Origin of the sequence: Comamonas badia DSM 17552, assembly GCF_000484635.1 — a bacterium.
Classification (GTDB): Bacteria; Pseudomonadota; Gammaproteobacteria; order Burkholderiales; family Burkholderiaceae_C; genus Comamonas_C; species Comamonas_C badia.
This window is the reverse complement of record NZ_AXVM01000001.1, coordinates 467,937-490,244: the sequence shown is the minus strand read 5'-3', so window position 1 is coordinate 490,244 and position 22,308 is coordinate 467,937. Positions and strand designations below refer to the sequence as shown.

The following is a 22,308-nucleotide window of genomic DNA, read 5'->3' as shown; positions in this document are numbered from 1 at the left end:
GCGTCAGAAGCTGAATCCCAGCCGCAGATGCAGCCGCAGCTGGCGCGCTTGCACGCCCCAGGCTACATCCGCCTGCAGCGGGCCGACGGGGCTGCGCCAGCGCAGGCCGGCGCCCAGGCCCACGCGCGGGCGCATCTCGTCCGGTGTGTCGCCGACGGCGCCGATGTCGATGAAGGTGGCGCTCTCGAAATCCGTGACATTGCCGCGCAGCGCGATGGGGCGCTGCCATTCGATGCTGGCCACCGTGAGGTAGCGCCCGCCATAGATCTGGTTGCCCTGCAGGTGCGCGCCTATGCTTTGCCAGCTGTAGCCGCGCACGGTGGCATCGCCGCCGGTGAGAAACAGCTGGGTGGAGGGGATGGCAGCCTGTTTGCGTGCCAGCACGGCGCCGCCTTCCAGCCGCAGCGACAGGCGGCTGGCGCGCGACACCTGTTCGTTCATCCGCACGCGCCCCAGCGCCACGAAGCCCTGCCAGCGCAGCAGCGCGCGCAGGAAGGGATCGTGCTGCGTGCGCAGCGTGCTGCCCGCGCCCAGCTCTGCCGCCAGACCCCAGCCGCGCGTGGGTGCGGTGGGGTTGTTGAAGTAGCGCCAGGTCCTGCCCCAGTTGGCGGTGAGCGCGGCGGCCATGGGCGGCGCGCCTGCGCCCTGGGCGCGGCTCATGTCGTACTGCAGCCAGTGACTGCGGTCGATGGCTTCGCTGCTCTTGCTGCGGCCAAAGCGCCACTGCGTGCTGTCGGTCTTGAAGCTGCCGGTGTCCTCGCGGCGCAGCTGCGCGCCGCCGATCCAGCGCCAGCCGTCCTCGTGCGGCAACCCCATCCATTTCGTGGACAGGCTCTTGAGGCTCTTGCTCAGCTGCACCTGGCTGAGCGCGCGCCAGCCCAGCCAGGGCAGGCGGTTGTGCGTATGGTCCAGCGACAGGCGCGCCCCGTTGTCGGTGGAGAAGCCGATGCCGAAAACGGCCTTCTGCAGCTTGGCATCGCGCACATGGGCGGTCACGGGCGCCGTCGCTTCGGCCGCCTGGGCGTCGGTGCTTTCGGTGTCCAGCGTCAGGAACACGCTGTCGTAGTAGCCGCTGGCCGAGAGCCGCTGCTGGGCATCGAGCAGGGCGGATTCTGCATAGACCTCGCCCTCGGGCAGCCGGGCGATGCGGGCGGTGCCGGTGCTGTCGTAGCGCTCGCCGCCATCGATGGCGAGCGGCCCGAAGCGGTAGAGCGGGCCGCTGGCGTAGACCACCGACAGGCGCGCGGTGTTGGCAGCGGCGTCGATGTCGGCGCGGCTGGCGGCGATGCGCGCCGTGGGAAAGCGCCGCTGCTGCAGCTGGCGCAGACCTTGGGCCTTGGCGTCGTCCCAGGCCGACTGGGTGAAGGGCGATCCGGCCTGCAGCGCGAAATTCCTTTGCAACTGCGCCTCGCGGCGTTCGCGCGCGGCGGCGTCGCTGCCGGGGCTCGTGAGCGTGATCTGCGTGGCAACCACCTGCGTTTGCGGGCCGCGCTCGACCGTGACGGTGATGGTGGGCGGCGTGCCTGCGGAGACATCGACAGCGATCGCGGGGTTGAAATACCCCAGCGTTCCCAGCAGTTCGCGCGCGTTGCCGGGAATGCCGTCGGTCAGGCGCTGCAGTTCGGCGGCGCGCAGGTCCGGCAGCTGGCGAAAGCGCTGCAGCTCCAGATGCTGCAGCAGCAGCTGGCGCACGGTGGCATCGCTGGTGTCGATCTGCAGCGCGAACGCCGGCGCGGGCGTGCTGGCGGCCTCGGGCTGCGCGGGCGGCGCGCCGGGCAGCAGGCTGCAGGCGCCCGGCAGCAGCATGAGTGGCAGCAAAAACAGCAACGCCGGCCAACGGGCCGGCGCCGGGCACGCAAACTTCATGGGGCTATTTTGACAACAGTCGCATCGCGTCCTCCAGCCCCTTGAGCGTGAGCGGGTACATGCGGTGTCCCATGAGCTGCTCGATGATGCTGATGCTCTGGCGGTATTGCCACACGCCCTGCGGCTCCGGGTTGATCCAGGCGAACCGGGGAAAGGCGTGCGTGAGGCGCTGCAGCCATTCGGCGCCGGCTTCCTCGTTGTTGTATTCCACGCTGCCGCCGGGCTGCAGGATCTCGTAGGGGCTCATCGTCGCATCACCGACGAAGATCAGCTTGTAGTCCTTGTTGTACTTGCGGATGATGTCCCAGGTGGGGAATTTTTCCGCGTAGCGGCGCCGGTTGTTCTTCCACAGGTAGTCGTAGACGCAGTTGTGGAAGTAATAGAACTCCAGGTGCTTGAGCTCGGCCTTGACGGCGGAAAACAGCTCTTCCACGCGCTGGATGTGTTCGTCCATGGTGCCGCCCACGTCCATCAGCAGCAGCACCTTCACGTTGTTGTGGCGCTCGGGCTGCATGCGGATGTCCAGCCAGCCGGCGTTGGCGGCGGTGGAGCGGATGGTGTCGGGCAAGTCCAGCTCCAGCTCGTGGCCCTCGCGCGCGAACTTGCGCAGGCGGCGCAGCGCCACCTTGATGTTGCGCGTGCCCAGCTCCTGCGTGTCGTCGTAGTCGCGGTAGGCGCGCTGCTCCCACACCTTCACGGCGCTGCGGTTCTTGCCCGCCCCGCCGATGCGCACGCCCTGCGGGTTGTAGCCGCCGTTGCCGAACGGGCTGGTGCCGCCGGTGCCGATCCACTTGCTGCCGCCTTCGTGGCGGCCTTTCTGTTCTTCCAGGCGCTTCCTGAGCGTTTCCATCAGCTCGTCCCAGCCCATCTTCTGGATCGCGGCCTTCTGCTCGGGCGTGAGCTCGCGCTCCAGCATCTTGCGCAGCCAGTCCGCGGGGATTTCCCGGGTGATGTCCGCCAGCAACTCCACTCCGTGAAAGTACGCGGCAAAGGCGCGGTCGAACTTGTCGTAATGCTTTTCGTCCTTCACCAGCACCGTGCGCGCCAGGTGGTAGAAGTCGTCGATGCTCCAGGTCTGCTCCGACAGCGGCCCGACGACGCCCGCCTGGAGCGCCTGCAGCAGCATGAGAAATTCCTTGACCGAGACCGGCAGCCTGGCGGCCCGCAGGGTGTAAAAAAAATCAATCAGCAAAACAGCCTCCAGCGCTTATGCAGTCTGCGCGTGCAGCTGCAGTAAATAGAGCAACTGTGCCCGTGCTTCCGGCCATTCATCCGCCGTCATGCTGTACATCACCGTGTCGCGGATGGTGCCGTCGCGGCGCGGCGCGTGGCCGCGGATCACGCCGTCCTTCCTGGCGCCCAGGCGCTCGATGGCGCGCTGGCTGGCAAAGTTGAAATTGTCCGTGCGCCAGCCGACGACGCGGCAGCGCAGGGTGTCGAAGGCATGGCCCATCATCAGCAGTTTGCAGGTGGTGTTCACGTGGCTGCGCTGCACGCTTCTGGCGTACCAGGTGTAGCCAATTTCCACGCGCTGCACGGCGGGAAGGATGTCGTGGTAGCTGGTGCTGCCCAAGACCCGTCCGCTGGATTCGTCGATCACTGCGAAGGCAAAGCGCGTGCCCGCCGCCCGCCCTTGCAGCGCGGTTTCGATGTACCGGCGTGTCTGTTCAGGCTCGGGTACGGAAGTGATGCGCAGCGTCCAGAGCGCGCCATCGGTGGCGGCGGCAACCAGGCCCGCCTCATGCGCCAGGGCCAGCGGCTCCAGCCGCAGGCCGCGGTCACGCAAAACAACGGGTTCGACAAAGGCCATGGTTCATTTTCCGGGTTGTTCGTAGCCACGCTGCGCGCACCAGCGGCGGGCTGCCGCCAGGCCGATGCCTCCGCCCAGGCCTATGAGTCCGGCCGCGAGCACTCCTTTGCCACCCTGCAGGTCGCGCAGCACATCGATGCCGAGCAGACGCGCCAGCCAGTACCCCGCCAGCGCCCCGGCGATGAAACCGACGCCGCGCGCCAGGGGCCGGATGAGCGCCGGGGGCATCGCCGCCATCCGGTCAGCGGTTGCGCTGGTTCATGAAGACGAGTTTCTCGAACAGGCTCACGTCCTGCTCGTTCTTGAGCAGCGCGCCGATGAGCGGCGGGACGCTGACCTTGGCGTCCTGGCTCTGCAGCGCCTCGGGCGGGATTTCCTCGGCCAGCAGGAGCTTGAGCCAGTCGAGAAATTCGCTCGTGGAGGGCTTCTTCTTCAGGCCCGGCAGCCCGCGCACGTCGTAGAACGACTTCATGGCGGCGTTCAGCAGCTCGCTCTTGAGCGTGGGGAAATGCACCGCGACGATCTTCTGCATCGTCTCCGCATCCGGAAACTTGATGTAGTGAAAGAAGCAGCGGCGCAGGAAGGCGTCGGGCAGCTCTTTTTCGTTGTTGGAGGTGATGAAGACCAGCGGACGATGCCTGGCGCGCACCATTTCGCGCGTCTCGTAGCAGTAGAACTCCATGCGGTCGAGCTCGCGCAGCAGGTCGTTGGGAAACTCGATGTCGGCCTTGTCGATTTCGTCGATCAGCAGCGCCACCGGCTGCTCGGCCGTGAAGGCCTGCCACAGCACGCCCTTGACGATGTAGTTGTGGATGTCCTTGACCCGCTCGTCCCCGAGCTGGGAATCGCGCAGGCGGCTCACGGCGTCGTATTCGTACAGACCCTGCTGCGCCTTGGTGGTCGATTTGATGTGCCATTGCAGCAGCGGCATGGAAAGTGCCTGCGCGACCTCTTCGGCCAGCATGGTTTTTCCGGTGCCGGGTTCCCCCTTGACCAGCAGCGGGCGCTGCAGTGTCACGGCGGCATTGACCGCAAGCTTCAGGTCCTGGGTGGCGACGTAGTGGGGGGAGCCTTCAAATTTCATAAGAGGAAAAATGCGAGAAAGAGTTCTTGCAATGTGTGACAAGTGCCTGCCTATAATCGGGCGCTGGTCAACATCGAGACAACTCACGGATTGTGCGCGCAAAATGAATAAAGCATTGCCTACGATATTTGGTCTGATGGTCGCCTTTGCGACGGCCTCCGGTTATGCCCAGGAGGTGAAAGGGGATGCGGCGGCTGGCGCGCAGAAGAATGCGATGTGCATAGGCTGCCACAACATCGTGGGCTACAAGTCGAGTTTTCCCGAGGTCTACAAGGTGCCGATGATCTCGGGTCAGAACGCCGCCTACATCGACGCCGCCCTGCAGGAATACAAGAAGGGCGCGCGCAAATTCCCCACCATGCGCAGCATTGCCGATTCGCTGACCGACCAGGACATGGCCAATCTGGCGGCCTATTACGCGGCCGATGGCAAGAAGATCGAAGTGGCTGAAAAGCCGGCCAAGGCGCCGGACGAAGTTGTCAGCCTGTTGCTTCAAAAGGGAGGCTGCGTCTCCTGCCACGGCGAGAATTTCTCCAAGCCGATCAACGACGCCTACCCCAAGATCGCGGGCCAGCACGCCGATTACCTGTACGTGACGCTCAAGGCCTACAAGAACCCCAAGGAGGGTCCGTACTCCGGGCGTGCCAATCCCATCATGGGCGGCATTGCGGCGCAGTTCACCAACCAGGAGCTGCGGCAGCTGGCCAACTACATCGGCGCGCTGGACAGCCAGCTGCAGGTGGTGCCGGAGTCGCGCTTCCGCTGATCGTGAAAGCCGGTGCGGTCGATGCCCAAGGCCCGCCCTGAGCGGGCTTTTTCTTGGGTGCTTCAATCAATCGCGCGTGGCGCGCCGCTGCACGCAGGCGAGGTAGGCATCGCCGTCGGGCGCGCGCCCGGCCTGCTGCGCCTCCCAGAGCATGCTGCCCAGGCATTCCATCGCCGCATGGTGCGCGTCGTGCAGCGAATCCAGGCGCGCCGTGAGCAGTTCCACCGCCTGGCGGATGCCGCGCGGCTGGTCGATGCTGCACTGCTCGCTGATCGAGAGGTGCATGGACAGATGCAGAAACGGGTTGGTGGCGCCCGGCTTTGCGTCGTAATTGCGCGCCAGCGCCGCATCCACGTCGGCCAGATCGGCGTGGTATTCGGGGTGCTCGGCGATCCACAGCGCGGCCAGCGTTTCGATCGCTTCCATGGGCGTTTCGGTCTGCTGCTTGTGCAGGACCGAACAGAAGAAGCGGCGGACGTCGGCCTGACTGGGATTGAACATGGTGCGAAGGCTTTGCGGATTGGGGCACTCGCCTATTATTGGCCGTTTGACCAGCGGGAGTGTGTCGGATGAAGTTGGCAACGATTGTCGTGGATGGTTTGCCGCATGCCGTGGCGCTGCGGGATGGAGCGCTGGCCTTGATCGGTGCCGCGGGGGCGGATCTGGGTGCCTTGCTGAGGGTGGGAACGACGGCGGCGCAGTATGCCAGCATGGCGGCCACAGCCCGGCGCCATCTGCCACTGGAGGGCGCTCGCTTCCTTGCGCCGGTGCTTGCACCCGGCAAGGTGGTGTGCGTCGGGCTCAACTACGCCGATCACACGAAGGAAAGCCCGTATGAGCAGCCGGAGCATCCCACGCTGTTCCTGCGCGTCGCGACCAGCCTGAGCGCGGAGGGCGCCGGCGTACGGCGTCCCGCAGGCGATGATTCGCTGGATTTCGAGGGCGAGATGGTGGCGGTCATCGGCACGGGTGGGCGCTGCATACCGAAAGAGCGGGCGCTGGCGCATGTCTTCGGCTACGCCGTCGGCAACGATATCTCGGTGCGCGAATTCCAGTTCCGTTCGCCCCAATGGACGCTGGGGAAGAACGTCGATGGCACGGGGCCCTGGGGCCCTTTTCTGGTCACCGCGGATGAACTGCCGCCAGGCGGCGCGGATCTGGCCATCGAAACCCGGCTCAACGGCGAGGTCATGCAGTCGGCGAATACGCGCGACATGATTTTCGATGCCGCCACCATCATTGCGGCCATCAGCGAGGCGATGACGCTGGAGCCGGGCGATATCATCTTTACCGGAACACCGGCAGGCGTGGGCCTCGGGCGCACGCCCAAGCGCTACATGCAGCCCGGGGATCGGGTGGAAGTCGAGATTGAACGCATCGGAAGGCTGCGCAACCGCATCACCACGGCCTGATTGCAAAAATACAGATCAAATTAGCCTCTAGCGCTTGCCAATAAAGCGGTAAAAGCTCTCATTTTTATTTGCACCATGACAGAAAATTCCATGACACAAGCCTTCATCTGCGACGCCATCCGCACCCCCTTCGGCCGCTACGGCGGAGCGCTCAGCAGCGTGCGCACCGATGACCTGGGCGCCATCCCGATCAAGGCGCTGATGCAGCGCAACCCCGGCGTGGACTGGCAGGCCGTGACCGACGTGATCTACGGCAACGCCAACCAGGCCGGCGAGGACAACCGCAACGTGGCGCGCATGTCCTCGCTGCTGGCCGGCCTGCCCGTCGAGGTGCCGGGCGCAACCGTCAATCGCCTGTGTGGCTCGGGGCTGGACGCCGTGGGCATGGCCGCGCGCGCCATCAAATCCGGCGAGGCCCGTTTGATGATCGCCGGCGGCGTGGAGAGCATGAGCCGCGCGCCTTTCGTCATGCCCAAGGCCGAGAGTGCCTTCAGCCGCAGCAACGCGGTCTATGACACCACCATAGGCTGGCGTTTCGTCAACAAGCTGATGAAGGCGCAGTACGGCGTCGACTCCATGCCCGAGACGGCCGAGAACGTGGCGGTTGATTTCAAAATCGGGCGCGAGGCGCAGGACCGCATGGCGCTGGCCAGCCAGCAGAAGGCGGCGGCGGCGATTGCCGCGGGCCACCTGGCGCACGAGATCACGCCGGTACGGATCGCGCAGAAGAAGGGCGATCCCATCGTGGTGGACACCGATGAGCACCCGCGCGCGACCAGCATGGAGGCGCTGGCCAGGCTCAAGGGCGTGGTGCGGCCGGACGGCACGGTCACGGCCGGCAATGCCTCGGGCGTGAACGACGGCGCCTGCGCCCTGCTGCTGGCCAGCGAGGAAGCCGCCAGGCAATACGGCCTCACGCCGCGCGCTCGCGTGGTCGGCATGGCCACGGCCGGCGTGGCGCCGCGCATCATGGGCTTCGGCCCCGCGCCCGCCGTGCGCAAGGTGCTGCAGTTCACCGGCCTGACGCTTGCACAGATGGACATCATCGAGCTGAACGAAGCCTTTGCCGCGCAAGGCCTGGCCGTGCTGCGCGATCTTGGCGTCGCCGACGATGACAAGCGCGTGAATCAGTGGGGCGGTGCGATTGCGCTGGGCCATCCGCTGGGCGCCTCGGGTGCGCGCCTGGCGACGACGGCGGTGAGTCAGCTGCACCAGCTGGGCGGGCGCTACGCGCTGTGCACCATGTGCATCGGCGTGGGGCAGGGCATTGCGGTGGTGCTGGAAAAAGTCTGATCAGGCCGCCGGCGCGTCGTGGTCTGCGGACGGTGCGCCGCTGTCGTTGGCGGCGCGCTTTTCGCGCAGGCGCTCCTCGCGTTCGCGCGCCATCTGTTCCACCAGCTGGTTGCGCCCCTGCTTGGCAGCGGCGATGAAGCGCTCGCGATCCTTGTGGTGCGGGTAGAGCTGCTCGGCCAGTTCCATGTTGTAGGTGCGAAAGCGTTCGATGGTGCGGCGCGCCTCGTATTCTTCCAGCCCCATGCACTGCAGCACCGTGGCGGCGCTCTCAAGGCTGGAGCCGAACAGTTCGCGCTCCACCAGCGTCACGCCCAGGTCGCGCAGCGCGTGCCAGTGCGAGATATCGCGTGCGCGCGCCACGATCTGCAGGTGCGGGAAGTGCTTGCGCGCGATCTGCGCGATCTTCAGGGACTGCTGCGGTGCATCGACCGCGATCATCAGCACCTTGGCCTGCGTGGCACCCGCCTTGCGCAGCAGGCGCACGCGCGTGGCGTCGCCGAAGTACACGCGGTAGCCGAAGGTGTGCGCCACTTCCAGCATTTCGACGCTGTGGTCCAGCACCGTGGCGGGAATCCCCTGCGCCAGCATCACGCGCGCCACGATCTGCCCATAGCGCCCGAAGCCGGCGATGATGACGGGCGCGGTCTGCGGCTCTTCGATGGTGTCTTCGGCGGCTTCCGGTGAGGGGCTCATGCGCGCATAGTGTTTTTGCAGCGCGCGATCGAGCGGCACCAGCAGCAGCGGCCCCAGCAGCATGCTGATCGCCACTGCCGCGATCAGCATCGAGGCGATGTCCGACGGCAGCGCCTCGAAATTCGTCGCCGTCTGGAACACCACGAAGGCGAATTCTCCGCCTTGCGTGAGCAGCAGCGTGAACACCGGCCGCTCCTGCGCCGGCATGCCGGTGGCGCGCGCCAGCAGGTAGATGGCGATGGCCTTGAGCGAGAGAAAGCCGAAGACCAGCGCCAGCATCCGCAGGGGCGATGCGATCAGCACGCCGAAATCGATGCTCATGCCCACGGCGATGAAAAACAGGCCAAGCAGCAGGCCCTTGAACGGCTCGATGTCGGTTTCCAGCTCGCTGCGGTACTCACTGTCGGCCAGCAATACCCCCGCGAGGAAGGCGCCCAGCGCCATCGACAGGTCCACCAGCACCATCAGCATTGCGATGCCCACTACCAGGAACAGCGAGGTGGCGGTGAAGATCTCGGGCGTCTTGCTCTGCGCCACCCAGCGCAGCACCGGACGCAACGCCAGACGTCCGCCCAGGATGATCACGCCCACCACGCTCAGCGTCTTGAGGATTTCGGTCAGCAGCGCCGGGCCGGTGCCCGGCAATGCATTGCCGGTGGCGCCCAGCAGCGGCAGCAGCGCAAGAATGGGGATGGCGGCGATATCCTGGAACAGCAGGATGGAAAACGCATGCTGCCCGCCCTCGCTCTGCATCAGGTTGCGCTCGGCAAGGATCTGCAGCGCGATCGCGGTGGACGAGAGCGCCAGGCCCAGCGCAGCCACCAGCCCGACGCGCCAGGGCAGGCCCCAGAGCCAGGCGCCCGCGCCCAGCAGCAGCGCGCAGGCCAGCATCTGCGCGCCGCCCAGGCCGAAGATGGGGCGGCGCATGCTCCACAACCGGCCGGGCTGCAGTTCCATGCCGATCAAAAACAGCATCAGCACCACGCCGAATTCGGCGAAGTGCAGGATGTCCTGCACATTGCTCACCAGCGCCAGGCCCCAGGGACCGATGGCGATGCCGGCCGCCAGGTAACCGACGATCGCGCCCAGGCCAAGCGCCCGCGTGATGGGCACGGCGATCACTGCGGCCGCCAGGTAGGTGAAGCCGTAGGTGAGCCAGAGGGGGGCGTGGGCCATGGGGAGGGAGCGTTTCGGCAGAGGGCGTGGATGATGGCGCCCGCATGCAACCCATTTTCGGTCACTCGGGTTGACCAGTGGCCCGATGCCTCTGCTGCGTTAGAGTAACCATTCGTGCCTGTGATGGCGGCGGCAGGTGTGGAAGTCCTTGTTTGATAGCTGTTCGCGCTTTTATGACAAGGGCTGCAGGCCTTTTTGATTCTAGTGAAAGGAAGCAGCGATGGCACTTGTTGCAGTGGCCAATCCCAAGGGTGGTGTGGGCAAGTCCACGCTGGCAACCAATATTGCGGGCTACTACGCCAGCCGTGGCCATGCGGTGGCGCTGGGCGATGTGGATGGCCAGCAGTCCGCGCGCTGGTGGCTTGGCGAGCGCCCGCAGGTGGCACGTACCATCCAGCTGTGGGAGGCCACGCCTGACTGGATCGGCCGGCCGCCGCGCGACGTCGCGCACGCGGTGCTCGATACGCCCGCCGGCTTGCAGGGCTGGCGCCTGAAGGACGTGTTGCGCAAGGCGGACCGCATCGTCGTGCCGCTGCAGGCGAGCGTCTTCGACATCTTTGCCACGCGCCAGTTTCTTGATGACCTGCAGGCGCTGCGCATCGATACGTCGGCGCAGATCGGGATTGTCGGCATGCGCGTGGACGAGCGCACCATCGCCGCCGACAAGCTGCGCGCATTCGTCGATGAACTGGGCCTGCCGGTGCTCGGGTTTTTGCGCAACACGCAGAACTACGTGCATCTTGCGGCGCACGGGCTGACGCTCTTTGACATTGCTCCGGCGCGCGTGGCGCGCGACCTGGAGCAGTGGCAGCCTCTTTGCGCATGGCTGGACGAAGCCTGACGCCTGTCGCCGCGCTGACACGCAGGCCGCGCTTCGCCCGCTACATTGCCGGCGCATGAAGATCTTTCGCAGTTACTCGGAACTGGCCGCCTGCATGGGCCAGGAAATCGCGGTCACCGACTGGGTCGAAATCACCCAGGCGCGGATCGACCAATTCGCCCAGGCCACCGGCGATCACCAATGGATACACGTCGATCCCGCGCGCGCTGCCGCCGGCCCCTTCGGCGCCACGGTGGCCCACGGCTTTCTCACGCTGTCGCTGCTCTCGCGGTTCTTCGAGCAGGCGCTCGTGATCGAAGGCGCGAGGATGGGCATCAACTACGGTCTCAATCGCGTGCGTTTCCCTGCCCCCGTGCCGGTGGGCAGCCGTTTGCGCGGGCGGGTGACCTTGCGCGGTGTGGAGCCGGCGCAGCCGGATGGCGTGCAGATGACGCTGGAGGTTGCGGTGGAGCGCGAGGGCGGCGACAAGCCCGTGTGCGTGGCCGAATCGCTGGTGCGCAGCTACGGCGCGGCGCCCTGAATCGGCAGCGGCGCGGCACCGGCAAAGCCGTTTTGCCGCCACGCTTCAAAGACCATCACCGCCACCGCATTCGACAGATTGAGGCTGCGCTGGTTCGGGCGCATCGGCAGCCGCAGGCACTGCGCTGGAGCAAAGCGCTCGCGCAGCGTTGGCGAGAAACCGCGCGTTTCCGAGCCGAACACCAGCCAGTCGCCGGGCAGAAACCGGGTGTCATGGGCTGTTCGCGTGCCGCGTGTGGTCAGTGCGAACATGCGGGATGCGTCGGGCTGCTCTGTCTCCACCAAGGCTTCCCAGCTGGCGTGGCGCCGTACATCAGCCCACTCGTGGTAATCCAGCCCGGCGCGGCGCAGCAGCCGATCTTCCATCGAAAATCCGAGCGGCTCCACGAGGTGCAGCCGGCAGCCGGTGTTGGCGGCGAGGCGGATGGCGTTGCCCGTGTTGGGCGGGATTTCCGGTTCGACGAGGACAATCTGGAACATGGCGGTGATTGTCGGCCAGGGCGTGCCGCCGTCAGGGCGTGCGTGCCAGTACCAGCGCGCTGACGCTCGTGGCACCGGCTTGGCGCAGCGCACTGGCGGCCGCGTGCACTGTCGCTCCGGTCGTCATCACGTCGTCCACCAGCAGCAGGTGTTGCCCACCCAGGTCGCGTGGAATCTGCGTGGATACGGCAAATGCACCGCGCAGATTGCGCAGGCGCTCGGTGCGGTTCAGGCTGCTTTGCGCCAGCGTGTCATGGGTGCGCCGCAGCCAGCGCGGCTGCACCTTGGGGCGCGCCAGCGCACGCGCCAGCAGCAGGGCCTGGTTGTAGCCGCGCTGGCGCAGGCGTTCGGCAGACAGCGGAACGGGCAGCACGGCATCCGCGGCGGCGAGCAGCTGTGCGGCGGCATCTGCCTTGCGCATGAGCGCAGCCAGCGCGCCGGCCAGCCCAGGGTTGGCGTGGAATTTGAAGCGCGTGATCAGCGCCTCCCAAGGGTAGGCGTAGTCAACGGCGGCAATGCAGGCGTCGATGGCCGGCGGGTGCGCCAGGCATTGTCCGCAGCGCAGCACCCCTTGAGGCACACGCTGGGCGCATTGAACGCAGCGCTGGGCGGGTGCCGCAAACGCCGTCCGGCAGGCCTCGCACACGCTCTGCGCCGGCCAGGCATGGCAGATGGCGCACTGGCTGGGCAGCCAACGTGCATCCGCCACGGATGCCCCCAGCAGGCGTGTGAAGAACATGGCCTCAATATACTCGCGCCCGTTCGAGTCGCAGCCATGCCGGAAAAGAGCCCACCCACCATTGACGCCGTCGCCGCAGAGCGCTGGCACGCGCTGGCGCGCGCGCCGTCGCCCTGGCTGCATGAAGAAGTGGCGCGGCGCATGCAGCAACGCCTGAGCTGGATTATTGAGCCGCCCCTTCAGTGGTGCGACTGGGATCCGCTGCGCGGGGGACTGGAGGGGCATGCGCTGGTTGCGGCCGGCCTGCCCAAGGCGGCGCAGTTCGTTTGCGAGACTTCGGGCGCATCGGCGCAGTCCGCCGTGAAGGCGCGGCTGCAGCGCCCGTGGTGGCAGGCGTCCCGCTGGCTTGGCCCGGCACAGCACTTTGACAACGCACCATCACCGGGCAGCATGCAGATGGTTTGGGCCAACATGGCCTTGCACATGAGTGCCCAGCCCCAGGCCCTGATCGGCCAATGGCACCAGGCCCTGTCGGCCGATGGCTTTCTCATGTTTTCCTGCCTGGGTCCCGATACCTTGCGCGAGTTGCGCGGTGTCTATGGCGCCCTGGGCTGGCCGCAGCCCAGCCACAGTTTCACGGACATGCACGACTGGGGTGACATGCTGGCCGCGGCAGGTTTTGCCGAACCGGTCATGGACATGGAGCGCATCATCTTGACGTTCGCGGCTCCGGCACGCCTGTTGCGGGAGCTCAGGGAGCTGGGGCGCAACCTGCACCCCGATCGCTTCCCGGCGTTGCGGGGGCGCCGCTGGAGGGCGGCTCTGGAAGCAGCCCTTGCCGAGCAGCTGGCCGACCCGGCCAGCGAGGGGCAGCTGGCCTTGACTTTTGAGGTGATCTACGGTCATGCGTACAAACCCGCGCCCAACGTGCGCAGGGAGCGGCGTTCATGGACCAAGACCAGGACCGAGCTGCGGGCTCAGTCCGCATCGCAGGGTGGTCGTGAAGGTTTTTCTGGTGAATAAGTGGATTAGAATTTACGTCTGAAAACAATCTGGTGGCCCGTGCGCCGCTGCAAGCCGGAACGCCTTGACCGAATCTATCGGTGGAGCGGGCAACAGCGGTTAACTGGGCCCTTGTGTGGGGACAACATGCCGCGCCAGGCGGTTTGCGTTATGTGGATTGCGTTACCCGGGCTGGAGATCATGCGCGAGAGTGTTTTTCTGAATCGCTCGCGCGGCGCGGCGCTGTCCTGCAGCGCCCGGTGTGTCATTTGGAGTGCGCAGTAAACTGCAGCAGTGTTTGCGCTTAGCTTACAAGTGGGAGAACTATGAAGAGCATTTTCAACCGGCTGGCAGCCTCTCTGGTCGTATCTGGAGCTTGGCTGGCGACGGCAGCCCACGCGGTTCAAGACCTGCCTGGCGGCCCGGGGGTCAACCAGTTGAACCTGACGACGGGTGTGACCAAGATCGCGCAGGAGCAATCGGATCTGCATTGGATGGTGATGATCATCTGCGCCGTCATTTTTGTCGGCGTGTTTGGTGCGATGTTCTATTCCATCCTGAACCACCGCAAATCCAAGGGTGCCAAATCCGCGAATTTCCATGAATCGACGGTGGTGGAAATCACCTGGACCGTGGTGCCGTTCCTGATCGTCATCGCGATGGCGGCGCCCGCCACCAAGGTCATCGTGGCGCAGAAGGACACGACCAACCCGGATCTCACGATCAAGGCCACTGGCTACCAGTGGAAGTGGGGATATGACTACCTTGCCGGCGAAGGCGAGGGCATAGGCTTCGTTTCCACGCTGGATTCCGCGCAGCGTGAGCTGTCCAGCGCAGGCACGCCCAAGGGCGATGATTACCTGCTGAAGGTTGACAATCCGCTCGTCGTGCCGGTCAACAAGAAGGTGCGCATGATCATTACCGCCAACGACGTGATTCACTCGTGGTTTGTGCCTGCGTTCGGTGTCAAGCAGGATGCGATTCCCGGTTTTGTGCGTGACACCTGGTTCCGTGCGGAAAAGACGGGCGATTTCTACGGTCAGTGCGCCGAGCTGTGCGGCAAGGAGCATGCCTACATGCCGATCCACGTCAAGGTGCTGTCCGGCGAGGACTACGCCAAGTGGGTGCATGGGCAGCAACAGAAAAAATCGGCTCAGGCGGGGCAGTCTTCCCAGGCCGTGGCCCAGTTGGCCCAATGAGCGTTAGCGCACAGCGTGTAAAGAGGAGTCGAGCATGAGTGCAGTTTTGGACAACCATGGGCAAGTCGGCGGATTGGCCCATCACGACGATCACCACCACAAGCCGACAGGCTGGCGGCGTTGGCTGTACGCCACCAACCACAAGGACATCGGCACGATGTACCTGTTGTTCTCCTTCACGATGCTGATGATCGGCGGCTTGCTCGCGATGCTGATCCGCGCCGAGCTGTTCCAGCCGGGGCTGCAGATCGTGAACCCGGAAATGTTCAACTCGTTCACCACGATGCACGGCCTCATCATGGTGTTCGGTGCCATCATGCCGGCCTTCGTCGGCTTTGCAAACTGGATGATTCCGTTGCAGATCGGCGCTTCGGACATGGCGTTCGCGCGCATGAACAATTTCAGCTTCTGGCTGCTGGTGCCTGCCGGCATCACGCTGGCGGCCACGTTCTTCATGCCCGGCGGCGCACCTGCCGGCGGCTGGACGCTCTACGCGCCGCTCTCGCTGCAGATGCCGATGTCGCTCGATTTCGCCATCCTGTCACTGCACGTGATGGGCGCTTCGTCCATCATGGGTGCGATCAACATCATCGTGACCATCCTGAACATGCGCGCACCTGGCATGAAGCTCATGCAGATGCCGATGTTCTGCTGGAGCTGGCTCATCACCGCCTATCTATTGCTGGCGGTGATGCCGGTGTTCGCCGGCGTGCTTACCATGACGCTGACGGATCGCCATTTTGGCACCAGCTTCTTCGTCACGGCCGGCGGCGGCGACCCGGTGATGATGCAGCACATCTTCTGGTTCTTTGGCCACCCCGAGGTGTACATCATGATCCTGCCGGCCTTCGGCATGATCAGTGAGATCGTTCCTGCATTCGCCCGCAAGCGGTTGTTCGGCTACACCTCGATGGTCTATGCCATTGCCGCCATCGCGACGCTGTCGATGATCGTCTGGGCGCACCATATGTTCACCGTCGGCATGCCGGTCACAGGCCAGCTTTTCTTCATGTATGGCACCATGCTGATCGCCATCCCGACGGGAGTGAAGGTGTTCAACTGGACAGCCACGATGTGGCGCGGTTCCATGACCTTTGAAACACCGATGCTCTGGGCCGTTGGTTTCATCTTCGTGTTCACGATCGGCGGGTTCACGGGCGTGATTCCCTCGGTGGTGCCTATTGATACCCAGATTCAGGATACCTACTACATCATTGCCCACTTCCACTACGTGCTGGTGGCCGGGTCACTGTTTGCCATCTTTGGCGCCTTCTACTATTGGTCGCCCAAGTGGACGGGCGTCATGTATGACGAAACCCGCGGCAAGATTCACTTCTGGTGGTCTCTCATTGCGTTCAACGTGGCGTTCTTCCCAATGCACTGGCTCGGCCTCGCCGGCATGCCCCGCCGCTACGCTGATTACCCCATGCAGTTTGCCGACTTCAACATGATCGCGTCCATTGGTGCGTTCTTCTTCGGTGCTGCGCAGGTGTATTTCTTCTTTGCGGTCGTGGTGCCGGTCATGCGCGGCAAGGGAGCAAAAGCGCCTCAGCGGCCTTGGGAAGGTGCTGTCTATGGCTTGGAATGGGAATTGCCGTCGCCGGCACCCTTCCATTCATTCGAGACGCCGCCCAAGCTCAATGCTGCGGCGACGCATATTGTTGCCTGATGCGTGACGCATGTCAGGGATTCTGCAAGAGATGCGCATGCCCCATGATGAACAGCGCAAACGCAACATGCGTCTGGGCTTGATTCTTGGCTCGATCGCCTTGGCGCTGTTCTTTGGCATCATGGTGCGCTGGGCCCTTCTGGGATCGTGAGCGGAGACTACACAAGTGAATCTGCGTGCTGAAAATGCCAAGATGGTGGGCAAGTTGCTGGTGGTTGCCTGTGGCATGTTTGCGTTTGGCTATACGCTGATTCCGCTGTACCGCGCGATCTGCGAAGCGACCGGGATCAACATCCTGTCGCTGCAGGAGACGCAGGTCCCGGGCAACGGGTATTCCGGCGATGCAGCACGTACCCGTGCTGCCAATACACAGGTTGACCGCACACGGACCATCACGGTTCAGTTTGACGCCAACGCGCGCGGACCTTGGGAGTTCAAACCCGCTCAGCGGACCATGCAGGTTCACCCAGGCGAAATGGCGACCGTGATGTATGAGTTCCAGAACGTGCAGGACCGGCGCATGGCTGCCCAGGCCATTCCCAGCTACGCGCCGAGGCAGGCCGGCCCCCACTTTCACAAGCTTGAGTGTTTCTGCTTCAACCAATACACCCTGAACCCAGGAGAGAGGAAGGAATGGCCAGTCACTTTCGTGATCGATCCCAAGCTCTCCAAGGATGTGCAGACCATTACGCTGTCGTACACGTTTTTTGAGGTGGGCGGGGCAACGCCGCCGCCACCAAATTCGACAGCGCGGGCACCGGCGCGAACGTCTGGAGTCGCAGGGTCATGACTGAGAAGGCGCGCCCGTCGTGGCTGCAGACCGTGCGAACGGTGGCTTGGTCGCTGATTGGCATTCGCAATAGCTCCAAACATGGGCAGGATCAGCGTGCGTTGCGTCCATTGCCATTGATATTTACCGCCCTGGGGGCAACGCTGCTGTTTGTACTGGCCTTGCTGGGCCTGGTGCATTGGATCGCATGAGCCTGCAGCAGCAGAAAAACACGGATTGATAGTCCGAGAACCGAGGAGTAGAAAAATGAGTGCATCTTCCCAAGGGGCAACCCCGTACTACTTTGTGCCTCACCCGTCCAACCATCCCGCGATGGCGATGCTGGGCGTGTTCATGATGCTGATTGGTACGGCAAGCTGGTTCAATGACCTCAGTGGTGGCGGCTATCTCTTCCTCTTTGGCCTGGTCTGGTGGCTGGTCGTGCTGTTCCAGTGGTTTCGGGATGCGATACACGAGAGTGAAGGTGGCCTGAACAGCCGACGGGTGGATGTCTCCTACCGCTGGGGCATGAGCTGGTTCATTTTTTCCGAAGTGATGTTCTTTGGTTCCTTCTTCACTGCGTTGTGGTGGGGGCGCGTGCACTCGGTGCCGGAACTTGGAGATCTGGCACACCATATTCTCTGGCCCGACTTCAAGGCGGTTTGGCCCAGTCTGGCTGCCGGTGCAACCGCTTCACCGGGCAATACCGTCGAACCTTTCCAGACGGTGGGACCGTTTTGGCTGCCGACGATCAACACGGCCCTGTTGCTCACGTCAGGGGTGACGCTGACCATTGCACACCACGCGTTGCTGGCCAGCAACCGCGCAAAGACCATTGCCTTCATGTGGCTGACCGTTCTGCTGGGTTTTGTCTTCCTGTGTGTGCAGGCCTACGAATACCACCATTTGTATACCGAACTCAATCTCAAGCTGAGTTCCGGCATCTTCGGCTCCACCTTCTTCATGCTCACGGGCTTCCACGGCTTCCACGTGCTGGTGGGCATGCTGATGCTGTTTTTCATTACCCTGCGCCTGCAAAGCGGCCATTTCACTGCCAAACACCACTTTGGCCTTGAGGGGGCTGCGTGGTATTGGCACTTCGTGGACGTGGTGTGGCTGGGGTTGTATATCCTGGTGTACTGGATGTGATGCGCACGAGGCAGGATGCCGCGCATGAAGAAAGCGCCGCGAGGCGCTTTTTTCATGGCATTCGCCCTGATTCTTCCAGAACTTAGAGATCGCTGACAGCAAGCCCCGTTGGCTGGATGTACCCTAGTTTCCAGGCAATGAGCAGGCAAATGAACAAGGCTACGGAAATGCCCACGCGCACCGCCAGTGCTCCTGCCATGCGCTTGCTCGAATCGGCGTTGCTGCCATTCCTGCGCATCATGAAATACAGAGCGGCCCCCAGGCTGCCGAGGATGGCGAGAAACGCCAGGGTGATTGCGATTTTCATGGTGGGTGATTCGGATGTCTGACGACCAGGGAATGTATTTTCGCTGGCGATTCGCCATTGTGGCGCTGGCGGCGTTGCTTTGCATGGTTGTGACGGCCTCGCTGGGCCGCTGGCAATTGTCGCGCGCCGCCCAGAAGCAGGCCCTTCACGCGGCCATGCTGTCGCATGCAGGCCTTCCCCCCTTGATGCCGTTGCAGTTCCTGGGTGCCCTGCGCGGTCTCCATGCGATCACGCCGGAATTGGCGTATCGGCGGGTGCAATTGCGCGGTGAATGGATGCCTGACGCAACGGTGTATCTGGACAACCGGCAGATACGGGGGCGTCCGGGGTTTTATGTTTTTACGCCGCTGCGGTTGTCCGGCACCCAGGCGATTGTCGCAGTGCAGCGCGGCTGGATTGCGCGTGATAGGGATGTCCGTACCCGGCTTGCTCCCGTCCAGACACCGGCGGGTGAAGTGGCCGTGGATGGCTACCTTGCAGGTGAACCAGGCAGACTGTTTGAGTTCTCTGGCGGTGCACCGGGACAAGGGGCATCGGACATACGGCAAAATCTCACCATCGCGGCCTATGCGAGCGACTATTCGCTCGATCTGCTGCCGCTCACCGTGGTGCAAACGGATGCTGCCAGCGACGGACTGCAGCGCGATTGGGCAGCGCCCGACAGCGGCGTGGCGATGCACTATGGCTACGCATTTCAATGGTTCGGGTTCTCTGCCTTGGTATTGGTTCTCTATGTCTGGTTTCAAATCATCCGACCTTTCTCTCGACGACGCGCAGGCGTTGCGCGTTGATGCGGACGATCCGGTTGCTCTGACGGTGCACAGCATGCCGGTTGCCGGGGAGGCAACGCAATTGCCGCAGTCGCGCAAGGGCCGCTGGCAGCTGTGGCTGATGCTGCTGATCAGCGTGGCCCCGGTTGCGGCTTCCTATTTCATGTATTACGTTGCGCGCCCGCATGGTGCCTTGCTGAACTTTGGCGAATTGATCGAACCGATGCGGCCCATGCCTGTGGATCTGCGTGTCACCACGCTCGACGGCAAGGCGGAGCCGCTGGGTGATCTCAAGCGCCAGTGGCTGCTGGTCAGCGTGGCGGACGGTGCGTGCGACGACACCTGCCGCAGCAATCTGTATCTTCAACGCCAGTTGCGCGAGAGCCTGGGCAAGGAGCGCGACCGGATGGACTGGGTATGGCTGATCCCGGACAATGGCGTGCCGCCGACAGAAATACGGGCAGCCTTGGCTGATGCGACGGTGCTGCATATTGACCGCCCTGCGTTGCAGGCGTGGCTGGCCCCGCGGGCGGGGCAGCGACTGGAGGACCACCTGTATCTGGTGGACCCGATGGGCAACTGGATGATGCGTTTCCCGGCGCATCTTACGGTTGACATGGCGGAAAAGGCCAAGAGAGATCTCTCCCGGCTGCTGCGTGCGTCTGCGAGCTGGGACCAGCCCGGCCGCGACTGAGGCCTTTCATGGCACATCCGATTCCTGCCTATGACTTGGCTCCCGTCTGGGAACTGCTGGCTTTTGGCGCGTTGCTGGCGGTAGTGCCGCTTGCCTGGATCGCCTGGCGTCACCGCGGGAGCACCGAGGCGCGGCGCCTGCAGGCGCTGACGGTGCTCACGCTGTTTCTGACGTTCGATCTGGTGCTGTTTGGTGCCTTTACGCGGCTGACCGATTCAGGCCTGGGCTGTCCGGACTGGCCTGGGTGCTATGGCCAATCCAATCCTGTGCAGGCCAACCCGCAGATCAGCGCCGCGCAGTCGGCGCTGCCCAGTGGCCCGGTCACCCATGCCAAGGCGTGGATAGAAATGGTCCATCGCTATCTTGCGACGGGGGTGGGGGCGCTCATTGTGCTGCTCACCGTTGCGGCCTGGTGGCAATGGCGCCGCTGGCGCAAGGGACGGGGAGAGGCTCCCTCCATCTCGCGCTGGTGGGTCACCGCGACGCTCGCATGGGTGTGTGTGCAGGGGGCCTTCGGCGCATTGACCGTGACCATGCGCCTCTTCCCCGCAATTGTCACCTTGCATTTGTTGGGTGGTGCGGTCCTGCTGGCGCTGCTGTGCGTGCAGGCTGTGCAGCAGACATTCAGGGTCCATGCCACGGCGCCTGCGCCAGTGGCGCAAGGCCTGCGCACGGGGCTGGTGTTTGGGGTCCTGCTGGTGCTGCTGCAGTTGCTGCTGGGCGGATGGGTCAGCACCAATTACGCGGTATTGGTGTGCTCCACGTTTCCCCAATGCCAGGGGAGCTGGTGGCCACCGATGGCGTTTGGCGAGGGGTTCCAGCTCTGGCGCGGCCTGGGTTTGCTGGCCGACGGCAGCCATATCAGCTTTGAAGGCCTCACGGCCATTCACTACGTGCACCGGCTTGCTGCGTATGTGGTGCTCGCCGTGCTGGGCTGGCTTGCCTGGCGCATGGGGCGATCGGGCAGCCTGGCTTTGCAGGGCCGCTGGTTGGCGGGACTGCTTTTGCTTCAATTTTTGACGGGCTTGTCCAACGTTGTCCTGGGCTGGCCTCTGGTGGCGGCCGTCATGCATACCGGCGGCGCCGCTGCGCTGCTGGTGGTGCTGGTCTGGGCGCTGGCGGCGACGAAGGTGCCGGAAACACTGCAGAAGCCAACGCCCGCGACGTTTGCTATTTCATCTTCTTCGGGAGCGTCTGCATGACAGCAGTCCATACCTCCGATCAGCATTCCGCCACGGCGCCACGGCGTACCTTGCCGGCGCGTGCGCTGCAGTTCTATGCCTTGACCAAGCCCAGAGTGGTTCAGTTGATCGTTTTCTGCGCTTTCATCGGCATGGTGATGGCGGTGCCCGGTGTGCCGTCACTGGCCCTGTGGTGGCGCATGGCTGTCGCAAGTTTTGGCATCTGGTGCGTCTCGGCGGCGGCGGCGGCGTTCAATTGCATCATTGAGCAGACGATGGATGCGCGCATGAGGCGGACGGCGTGGCGGCCTACCGCCCGGGGTGAATTGTCCAACCGCCAGACGCTGGCATTTGCCGCCGGGTTGAATCTGCTCGGCTGCGCGGTACTGTATGTGTTCATCAATCCGCTGACGATGTGGCTGACCTTGGCCACCTTTGTCGGTTACGCGATCATCTACACCGTGGTCCTGAAGCCGCTGACGCCGCAGAACATCGTCATTGGCGGTGCTTCCGGGGCCATGCCGCCGGTGCTGGGCTGGGCGGCGATGGCAGGGCAAGTGGGGCCGGAAGCCTGGATCATGTGCCTGATCATTTTTCTGTGGACGCCGCCGCATTTTTGGGCGCTGGCGCTCTACCGGGCCGACGATTACCGCAAATCGGGACTCCCCATGCTGCCGGTGACGCACGGGAACCAATTCACCCGGCTGCAGGTCTTTCTCTATACGTGGGTTTTGTTTGCCGCCTGTCTGATGCCTTTCGTGTACGGCATGAGCTCCTGGATTTACCTGACGGCCGCCATTGGTCTGAGCCTGGGCTTTTGCTGGTATGGGTTCCGGTTGTGGCGCAGCTATTCGGATCAACTGGCGCGCAAGACTTTCCGCTTTTCCATCTTCCACCTGAGCGCTCTGTTTGCTGCGCTGCTGGTGGATCATTACGTGTTCTGATGGCC

Annotated in this window: 25 protein-coding genes and 1 pseudogene; 16 read left to right on the top strand and 10 right to left on the bottom strand. The window is 64.1% G+C overall.

Translation table 11 applies throughout. The features are described from left to right. Positions 1-3: 3 nt before the first annotated feature. From K320_RS0102455 to K320_RS0102435, 5 genes are read right to left on the bottom strand one after another with little or no spacing between them, the layout of a single operon-like run. Positions 4-1,866: an autotransporter assembly complex protein TamA gene (locus K320_RS0102455; RefSeq protein ID WP_024537297.1), complete on the bottom strand. Its 1,863-nt coding sequence runs from the start codon at positions 1,864-1,866 to the stop codon at positions 4-6. Positions 1,867-1,870: 4 nt separating this feature from the next. Further along, complete coding sequence (locus tag K320_RS0102450; RefSeq protein ID WP_024537296.1) at positions 1,871-3,058, bottom strand: vWA domain-containing protein; 1,188 nt, start codon at positions 3,056-3,058, stop codon at positions 1,871-1,873. 15 nt (positions 3,059-3,073) lie between these two features. Next, a complete protein-coding gene (locus K320_RS0102445) occupies positions 3,074-3,676 on the bottom strand; it encodes a GNAT family N-acetyltransferase (protein ID WP_024537295.1) in 603 nt (200 codons plus the stop codon). Positions 3,677-3,679: 3 nt separating this feature from the next. After that, positions 3,680-3,913, bottom strand: a complete 234-nt coding sequence (locus tag K320_RS0102440) for a hypothetical protein (RefSeq protein ID WP_024537294.1) — start codon at positions 3,911-3,913, stop codon at positions 3,680-3,682. A gap of 4 nt (positions 3,914-3,917) precedes the next feature. After that, positions 3,918-4,760 (bottom strand): AAA family ATPase, encoded by an 843-nt coding sequence (locus K320_RS0102435; RefSeq protein WP_024537293.1) that lies wholly within the window; start codon positions 4,758-4,760, stop codon positions 3,918-3,920. A 103-nt stretch (positions 4,761-4,863) separates the two neighbouring features. Between K320_RS0102435 and K320_RS0102430 the strand changes: the two genes are divergently transcribed. Beyond that, positions 4,864-5,526, top strand: coding sequence for a c-type cytochrome (locus K320_RS0102430; RefSeq protein ID WP_024537292.1), 663 nt, complete (start codon positions 4,864-4,866; stop codon positions 5,524-5,526). A gap of 66 nt (positions 5,527-5,592) precedes the next feature. Here K320_RS0102430 and K320_RS0102425 read toward each other — a convergent pair whose 3' ends face one another. Beyond that, entirely contained in the window at positions 5,593-6,027 is a 435-nt protein-coding gene (locus K320_RS0102425) for a DUF1841 family protein (RefSeq protein ID WP_024537291.1), read from the bottom strand. A 68-nt stretch (positions 6,028-6,095) separates the two neighbouring features. On the opposite strand from K320_RS0102425, the gene K320_RS0102420 reads away from it, so the two are divergent. Further along, on the top strand, positions 6,096-6,938 hold the full coding sequence (locus K320_RS0102420; protein WP_024537290.1) for a fumarylacetoacetate hydrolase family protein: 843 nt from the start codon (positions 6,096-6,098) through the stop codon (positions 6,936-6,938). Between the two features lie 90 nt (positions 6,939-7,028). Next, positions 7,029-8,231 carry a 3-oxoadipyl-CoA thiolase gene (pcaF, locus tag K320_RS0102415; protein ID WP_024537289.1) on the top strand — a complete coding sequence of 401 codons (1,203 nt, stop codon included), beginning with the start codon at positions 7,029-7,031 and terminating at the stop codon, positions 8,229-8,231. Here pcaF and kefC read toward each other — a convergent pair whose 3' ends face one another. Beyond that, positions 8,232-10,100, bottom strand: a complete 1,869-nt coding sequence (gene kefC / locus K320_RS0102410) for a glutathione-regulated potassium-efflux system protein KefC (RefSeq protein WP_024537288.1) — start codon at positions 10,098-10,100, stop codon at positions 8,232-8,234. Positions 10,101-10,320: 220 nt separating this feature from the next. On the opposite strand from kefC, the gene K320_RS0102405 reads away from it, so the two are divergent. Further along, complete coding sequence (locus K320_RS0102405; RefSeq protein ID WP_024537287.1) at positions 10,321-10,941, top strand: ParA family protein; 621 nt, start codon at positions 10,321-10,323, stop codon at positions 10,939-10,941. A gap of 55 nt (positions 10,942-10,996) precedes the next feature. Further along, complete coding sequence (locus tag K320_RS0102400; RefSeq protein WP_024537286.1) at positions 10,997-11,461, top strand: MaoC family dehydratase; 465 nt, start codon at positions 10,997-10,999, stop codon at positions 11,459-11,461. On the opposite strand, the gene K320_RS0102395 is transcribed toward K320_RS0102400, so the two are convergent. Next, positions 11,443-11,940 carry a tRNA (cytidine(34)-2'-O)-methyltransferase gene (locus K320_RS0102395; protein ID WP_024537285.1) on the bottom strand — a complete coding sequence of 166 codons (498 nt, stop codon included), beginning with the start codon at positions 11,938-11,940 and terminating at the stop codon, positions 11,443-11,445. The two genes, K320_RS0102400 and K320_RS0102395, sit on opposite strands and share 19 nt — an antisense overlap. A gap of 31 nt (positions 11,941-11,971) precedes the next feature. After that, positions 11,972-12,679 (bottom strand): ComF family protein, encoded by a 708-nt coding sequence (locus K320_RS0102390; protein WP_024537284.1) that lies wholly within the window; start codon positions 12,677-12,679, stop codon positions 11,972-11,974. 36 nt (positions 12,680-12,715) lie between these two features. Here K320_RS0102390 and K320_RS0102385 point away from each other — a divergent pair, with 36 nt between their 5' ends. The 7 genes and pseudogenes from K320_RS0102385 (at position 12,716) to K320_RS0102360 (ending at position 18,407) form a co-directional block, all read left to right on the top strand. Beyond that, positions 12,716-13,642: a methyltransferase domain-containing protein gene (locus tag K320_RS0102385; protein WP_024537283.1), complete on the top strand. Its 927-nt coding sequence runs from the start codon at positions 12,716-12,718 to the stop codon at positions 13,640-13,642. A gap of 305 nt (positions 13,643-13,947) precedes the next feature. Beyond that, a pseudogene (gene coxB / locus K320_RS0102380) lies at positions 13,948-14,778 on the top strand (cytochrome c oxidase subunit II); the annotation flags it as partial. A gap of 76 nt (positions 14,779-14,854) precedes the next feature. Then, positions 14,855-16,489 (top strand): cytochrome c oxidase subunit I, encoded by a 1,635-nt coding sequence (gene ctaD, locus K320_RS0102375; RefSeq protein ID WP_024537281.1) that lies wholly within the window; start codon positions 14,855-14,857, stop codon positions 16,487-16,489. A 37-nt stretch (positions 16,490-16,526) separates the two neighbouring features. Then, positions 16,527-16,640 carry a cytochrome oxidase small assembly protein gene (locus tag K320_RS19300; protein ID WP_211236080.1) on the top strand — a complete coding sequence of 38 codons (114 nt, stop codon included), beginning with the start codon at positions 16,527-16,529 and terminating at the stop codon, positions 16,638-16,640. A gap of 15 nt (positions 16,641-16,655) precedes the next feature. Continuing rightward, positions 16,656-17,279, top strand: coding sequence for a cytochrome c oxidase assembly protein (locus K320_RS0102365; RefSeq protein WP_024537280.1), 624 nt, complete (start codon positions 16,656-16,658; stop codon positions 17,277-17,279). Further along, positions 17,276-17,470, top strand: a complete 195-nt coding sequence (locus tag K320_RS18525) for a DUF2970 domain-containing protein (RefSeq protein ID WP_084301144.1) — start codon at positions 17,276-17,278, stop codon at positions 17,468-17,470. The genes K320_RS0102365 and K320_RS18525 overlap by 4 nt, the downstream gene beginning before the upstream one ends. 55 nt (positions 17,471-17,525) lie before the next feature. Continuing rightward, positions 17,526-18,407, top strand: coding sequence for a cytochrome c oxidase subunit 3 (locus K320_RS0102360; protein WP_024537279.1), 882 nt, complete (start codon positions 17,526-17,528; stop codon positions 18,405-18,407). A gap of 82 nt (positions 18,408-18,489) precedes the next feature. Here the strand turns inward: K320_RS0102360 and K320_RS0102355 are convergent, their stop codons facing one another. Continuing rightward, a complete protein-coding gene (locus tag K320_RS0102355) occupies positions 18,490-18,714 on the bottom strand; it encodes a twin transmembrane helix small protein (protein ID WP_024537278.1) in 225 nt (74 codons plus the stop codon). 14 nt (positions 18,715-18,728) lie between these two features. On the opposite strand from K320_RS0102355, the gene K320_RS0102350 reads away from it, so the two are divergent. From K320_RS0102350 to cyoE, 4 genes are read left to right on the top strand one after another with little or no spacing between them, the layout of a single operon-like run. Further along, entirely contained in the window at positions 18,729-19,505 is a 777-nt protein-coding gene (locus K320_RS0102350; RefSeq protein ID WP_024537277.1) for an SURF1 family protein, read from the top strand. Continuing rightward, a complete protein-coding gene (locus tag K320_RS0102345; protein ID WP_029695733.1) occupies positions 19,447-20,178 on the top strand; it encodes a thioredoxin domain-containing protein in 732 nt (243 codons plus the stop codon). Before K320_RS0102350 ends, K320_RS0102345 begins: the two co-directional genes overlap by 59 nt. A gap of 8 nt (positions 20,179-20,186) precedes the next feature. Then, positions 20,187-21,380, top strand: a complete 1,194-nt coding sequence (locus K320_RS0102340; protein ID WP_024537275.1) for a COX15/CtaA family protein — start codon at positions 20,187-20,189, stop codon at positions 21,378-21,380. After that, positions 21,377-22,303 carry a heme o synthase gene (gene cyoE, locus K320_RS0102335; protein WP_024537274.1) on the top strand — a complete coding sequence of 309 codons (927 nt, stop codon included), beginning with the start codon at positions 21,377-21,379 and terminating at the stop codon, positions 22,301-22,303. The genes K320_RS0102340 and cyoE overlap by 4 nt, the downstream gene beginning before the upstream one ends. Positions 22,304-22,308: the final 5 nt, after the last annotated feature.

Coding starts and splice junctions, on each gene's coding strand:
- K320_RS0102430 (WP_024537292.1), top strand. CDS start 4,864: ATGAATAAAGCATTGCCTACGATATTTGGTCTGATGGTCGCCTTTGCG.
- K320_RS0102425 (WP_024537291.1), bottom strand. CDS start 6,027: ATGTTCAATCCCAGTCAGGCCGACGTCCGCCGCTTCTTCTGTTCGGTC.
- K320_RS0102360 (WP_024537279.1), top strand. CDS start 17,526: ATGAGTGCATCTTCCCAAGGGGCAACCCCGTACTACTTTGTGCCTCAC.
- cyoE (WP_024537274.1), top strand. CDS start 21,377: ATGACAGCAGTCCATACCTCCGATCAGCATTCCGCCACGGCGCCACGG.
- K320_RS0102350 (WP_024537277.1), top strand. CDS start 18,729: ATGTCTGACGACCAGGGAATGTATTTTCGCTGGCGATTCGCCATTGTG.
- K320_RS0102345 (WP_029695733.1), top strand. CDS start 19,447: ATGTCTGGTTTCAAATCATCCGACCTTTCTCTCGACGACGCGCAGGCG.
- K320_RS0102385 (WP_024537283.1), top strand. CDS start 12,716: ATGCCGGAAAAGAGCCCACCCACCATTGACGCCGTCGCCGCAGAGCGC.
- K320_RS18525 (WP_084301144.1), top strand. CDS start 17,276: ATGACTGAGAAGGCGCGCCCGTCGTGGCTGCAGACCGTGCGAACGGTG.
- K320_RS0102435 (WP_024537293.1), bottom strand. CDS start 4,760: ATGAAATTTGAAGGCTCCCCCCACTACGTCGCCACCCAGGACCTGAAG.
- K320_RS0102445 (WP_024537295.1), bottom strand. CDS start 3,676: ATGGCCTTTGTCGAACCCGTTGTTTTGCGTGACCGCGGCCTGCGGCTG.
- K320_RS0102405 (WP_024537287.1), top strand. CDS start 10,321: ATGGCACTTGTTGCAGTGGCCAATCCCAAGGGTGGTGTGGGCAAGTCC.
- K320_RS0102440 (WP_024537294.1), bottom strand. CDS start 3,913: ATGGCGGCGATGCCCCCGGCGCTCATCCGGCCCCTGGCGCGCGGCGTC.
- K320_RS0102340 (WP_024537275.1), top strand. CDS start 20,187: ATGGCACATCCGATTCCTGCCTATGACTTGGCTCCCGTCTGGGAACTG.
- K320_RS0102455 (WP_024537297.1), bottom strand. CDS start 1,866: ATGAAGTTTGCGTGCCCGGCGCCGGCCCGTTGGCCGGCGTTGCTGTTT.
- K320_RS0102400 (WP_024537286.1), top strand. CDS start 10,997: ATGAAGATCTTTCGCAGTTACTCGGAACTGGCCGCCTGCATGGGCCAG.
- kefC (WP_024537288.1), bottom strand. CDS start 10,100: ATGGCCCACGCCCCCCTCTGGCTCACCTACGGCTTCACCTACCTGGCG.
- K320_RS0102355 (WP_024537278.1), bottom strand. CDS start 18,714: ATGAAAATCGCAATCACCCTGGCGTTTCTCGCCATCCTCGGCAGCCTG.
- ctaD (WP_024537281.1), top strand. CDS start 14,855: ATGAGTGCAGTTTTGGACAACCATGGGCAAGTCGGCGGATTGGCCCAT.
- K320_RS0102395 (WP_024537285.1), bottom strand. CDS start 11,940: ATGTTCCAGATTGTCCTCGTCGAACCGGAAATCCCGCCCAACACGGGC.
- K320_RS19300 (WP_211236080.1), top strand. CDS start 16,527: ATGCCCCATGATGAACAGCGCAAACGCAACATGCGTCTGGGCTTGATT.
- pcaF (WP_024537289.1), top strand. CDS start 7,029: ATGACACAAGCCTTCATCTGCGACGCCATCCGCACCCCCTTCGGCCGC.
- K320_RS0102420 (WP_024537290.1), top strand. CDS start 6,096: ATGAAGTTGGCAACGATTGTCGTGGATGGTTTGCCGCATGCCGTGGCG.
- K320_RS0102390 (WP_024537284.1), bottom strand. CDS start 12,679: ATGTTCTTCACACGCCTGCTGGGGGCATCCGTGGCGGATGCACGTTGG.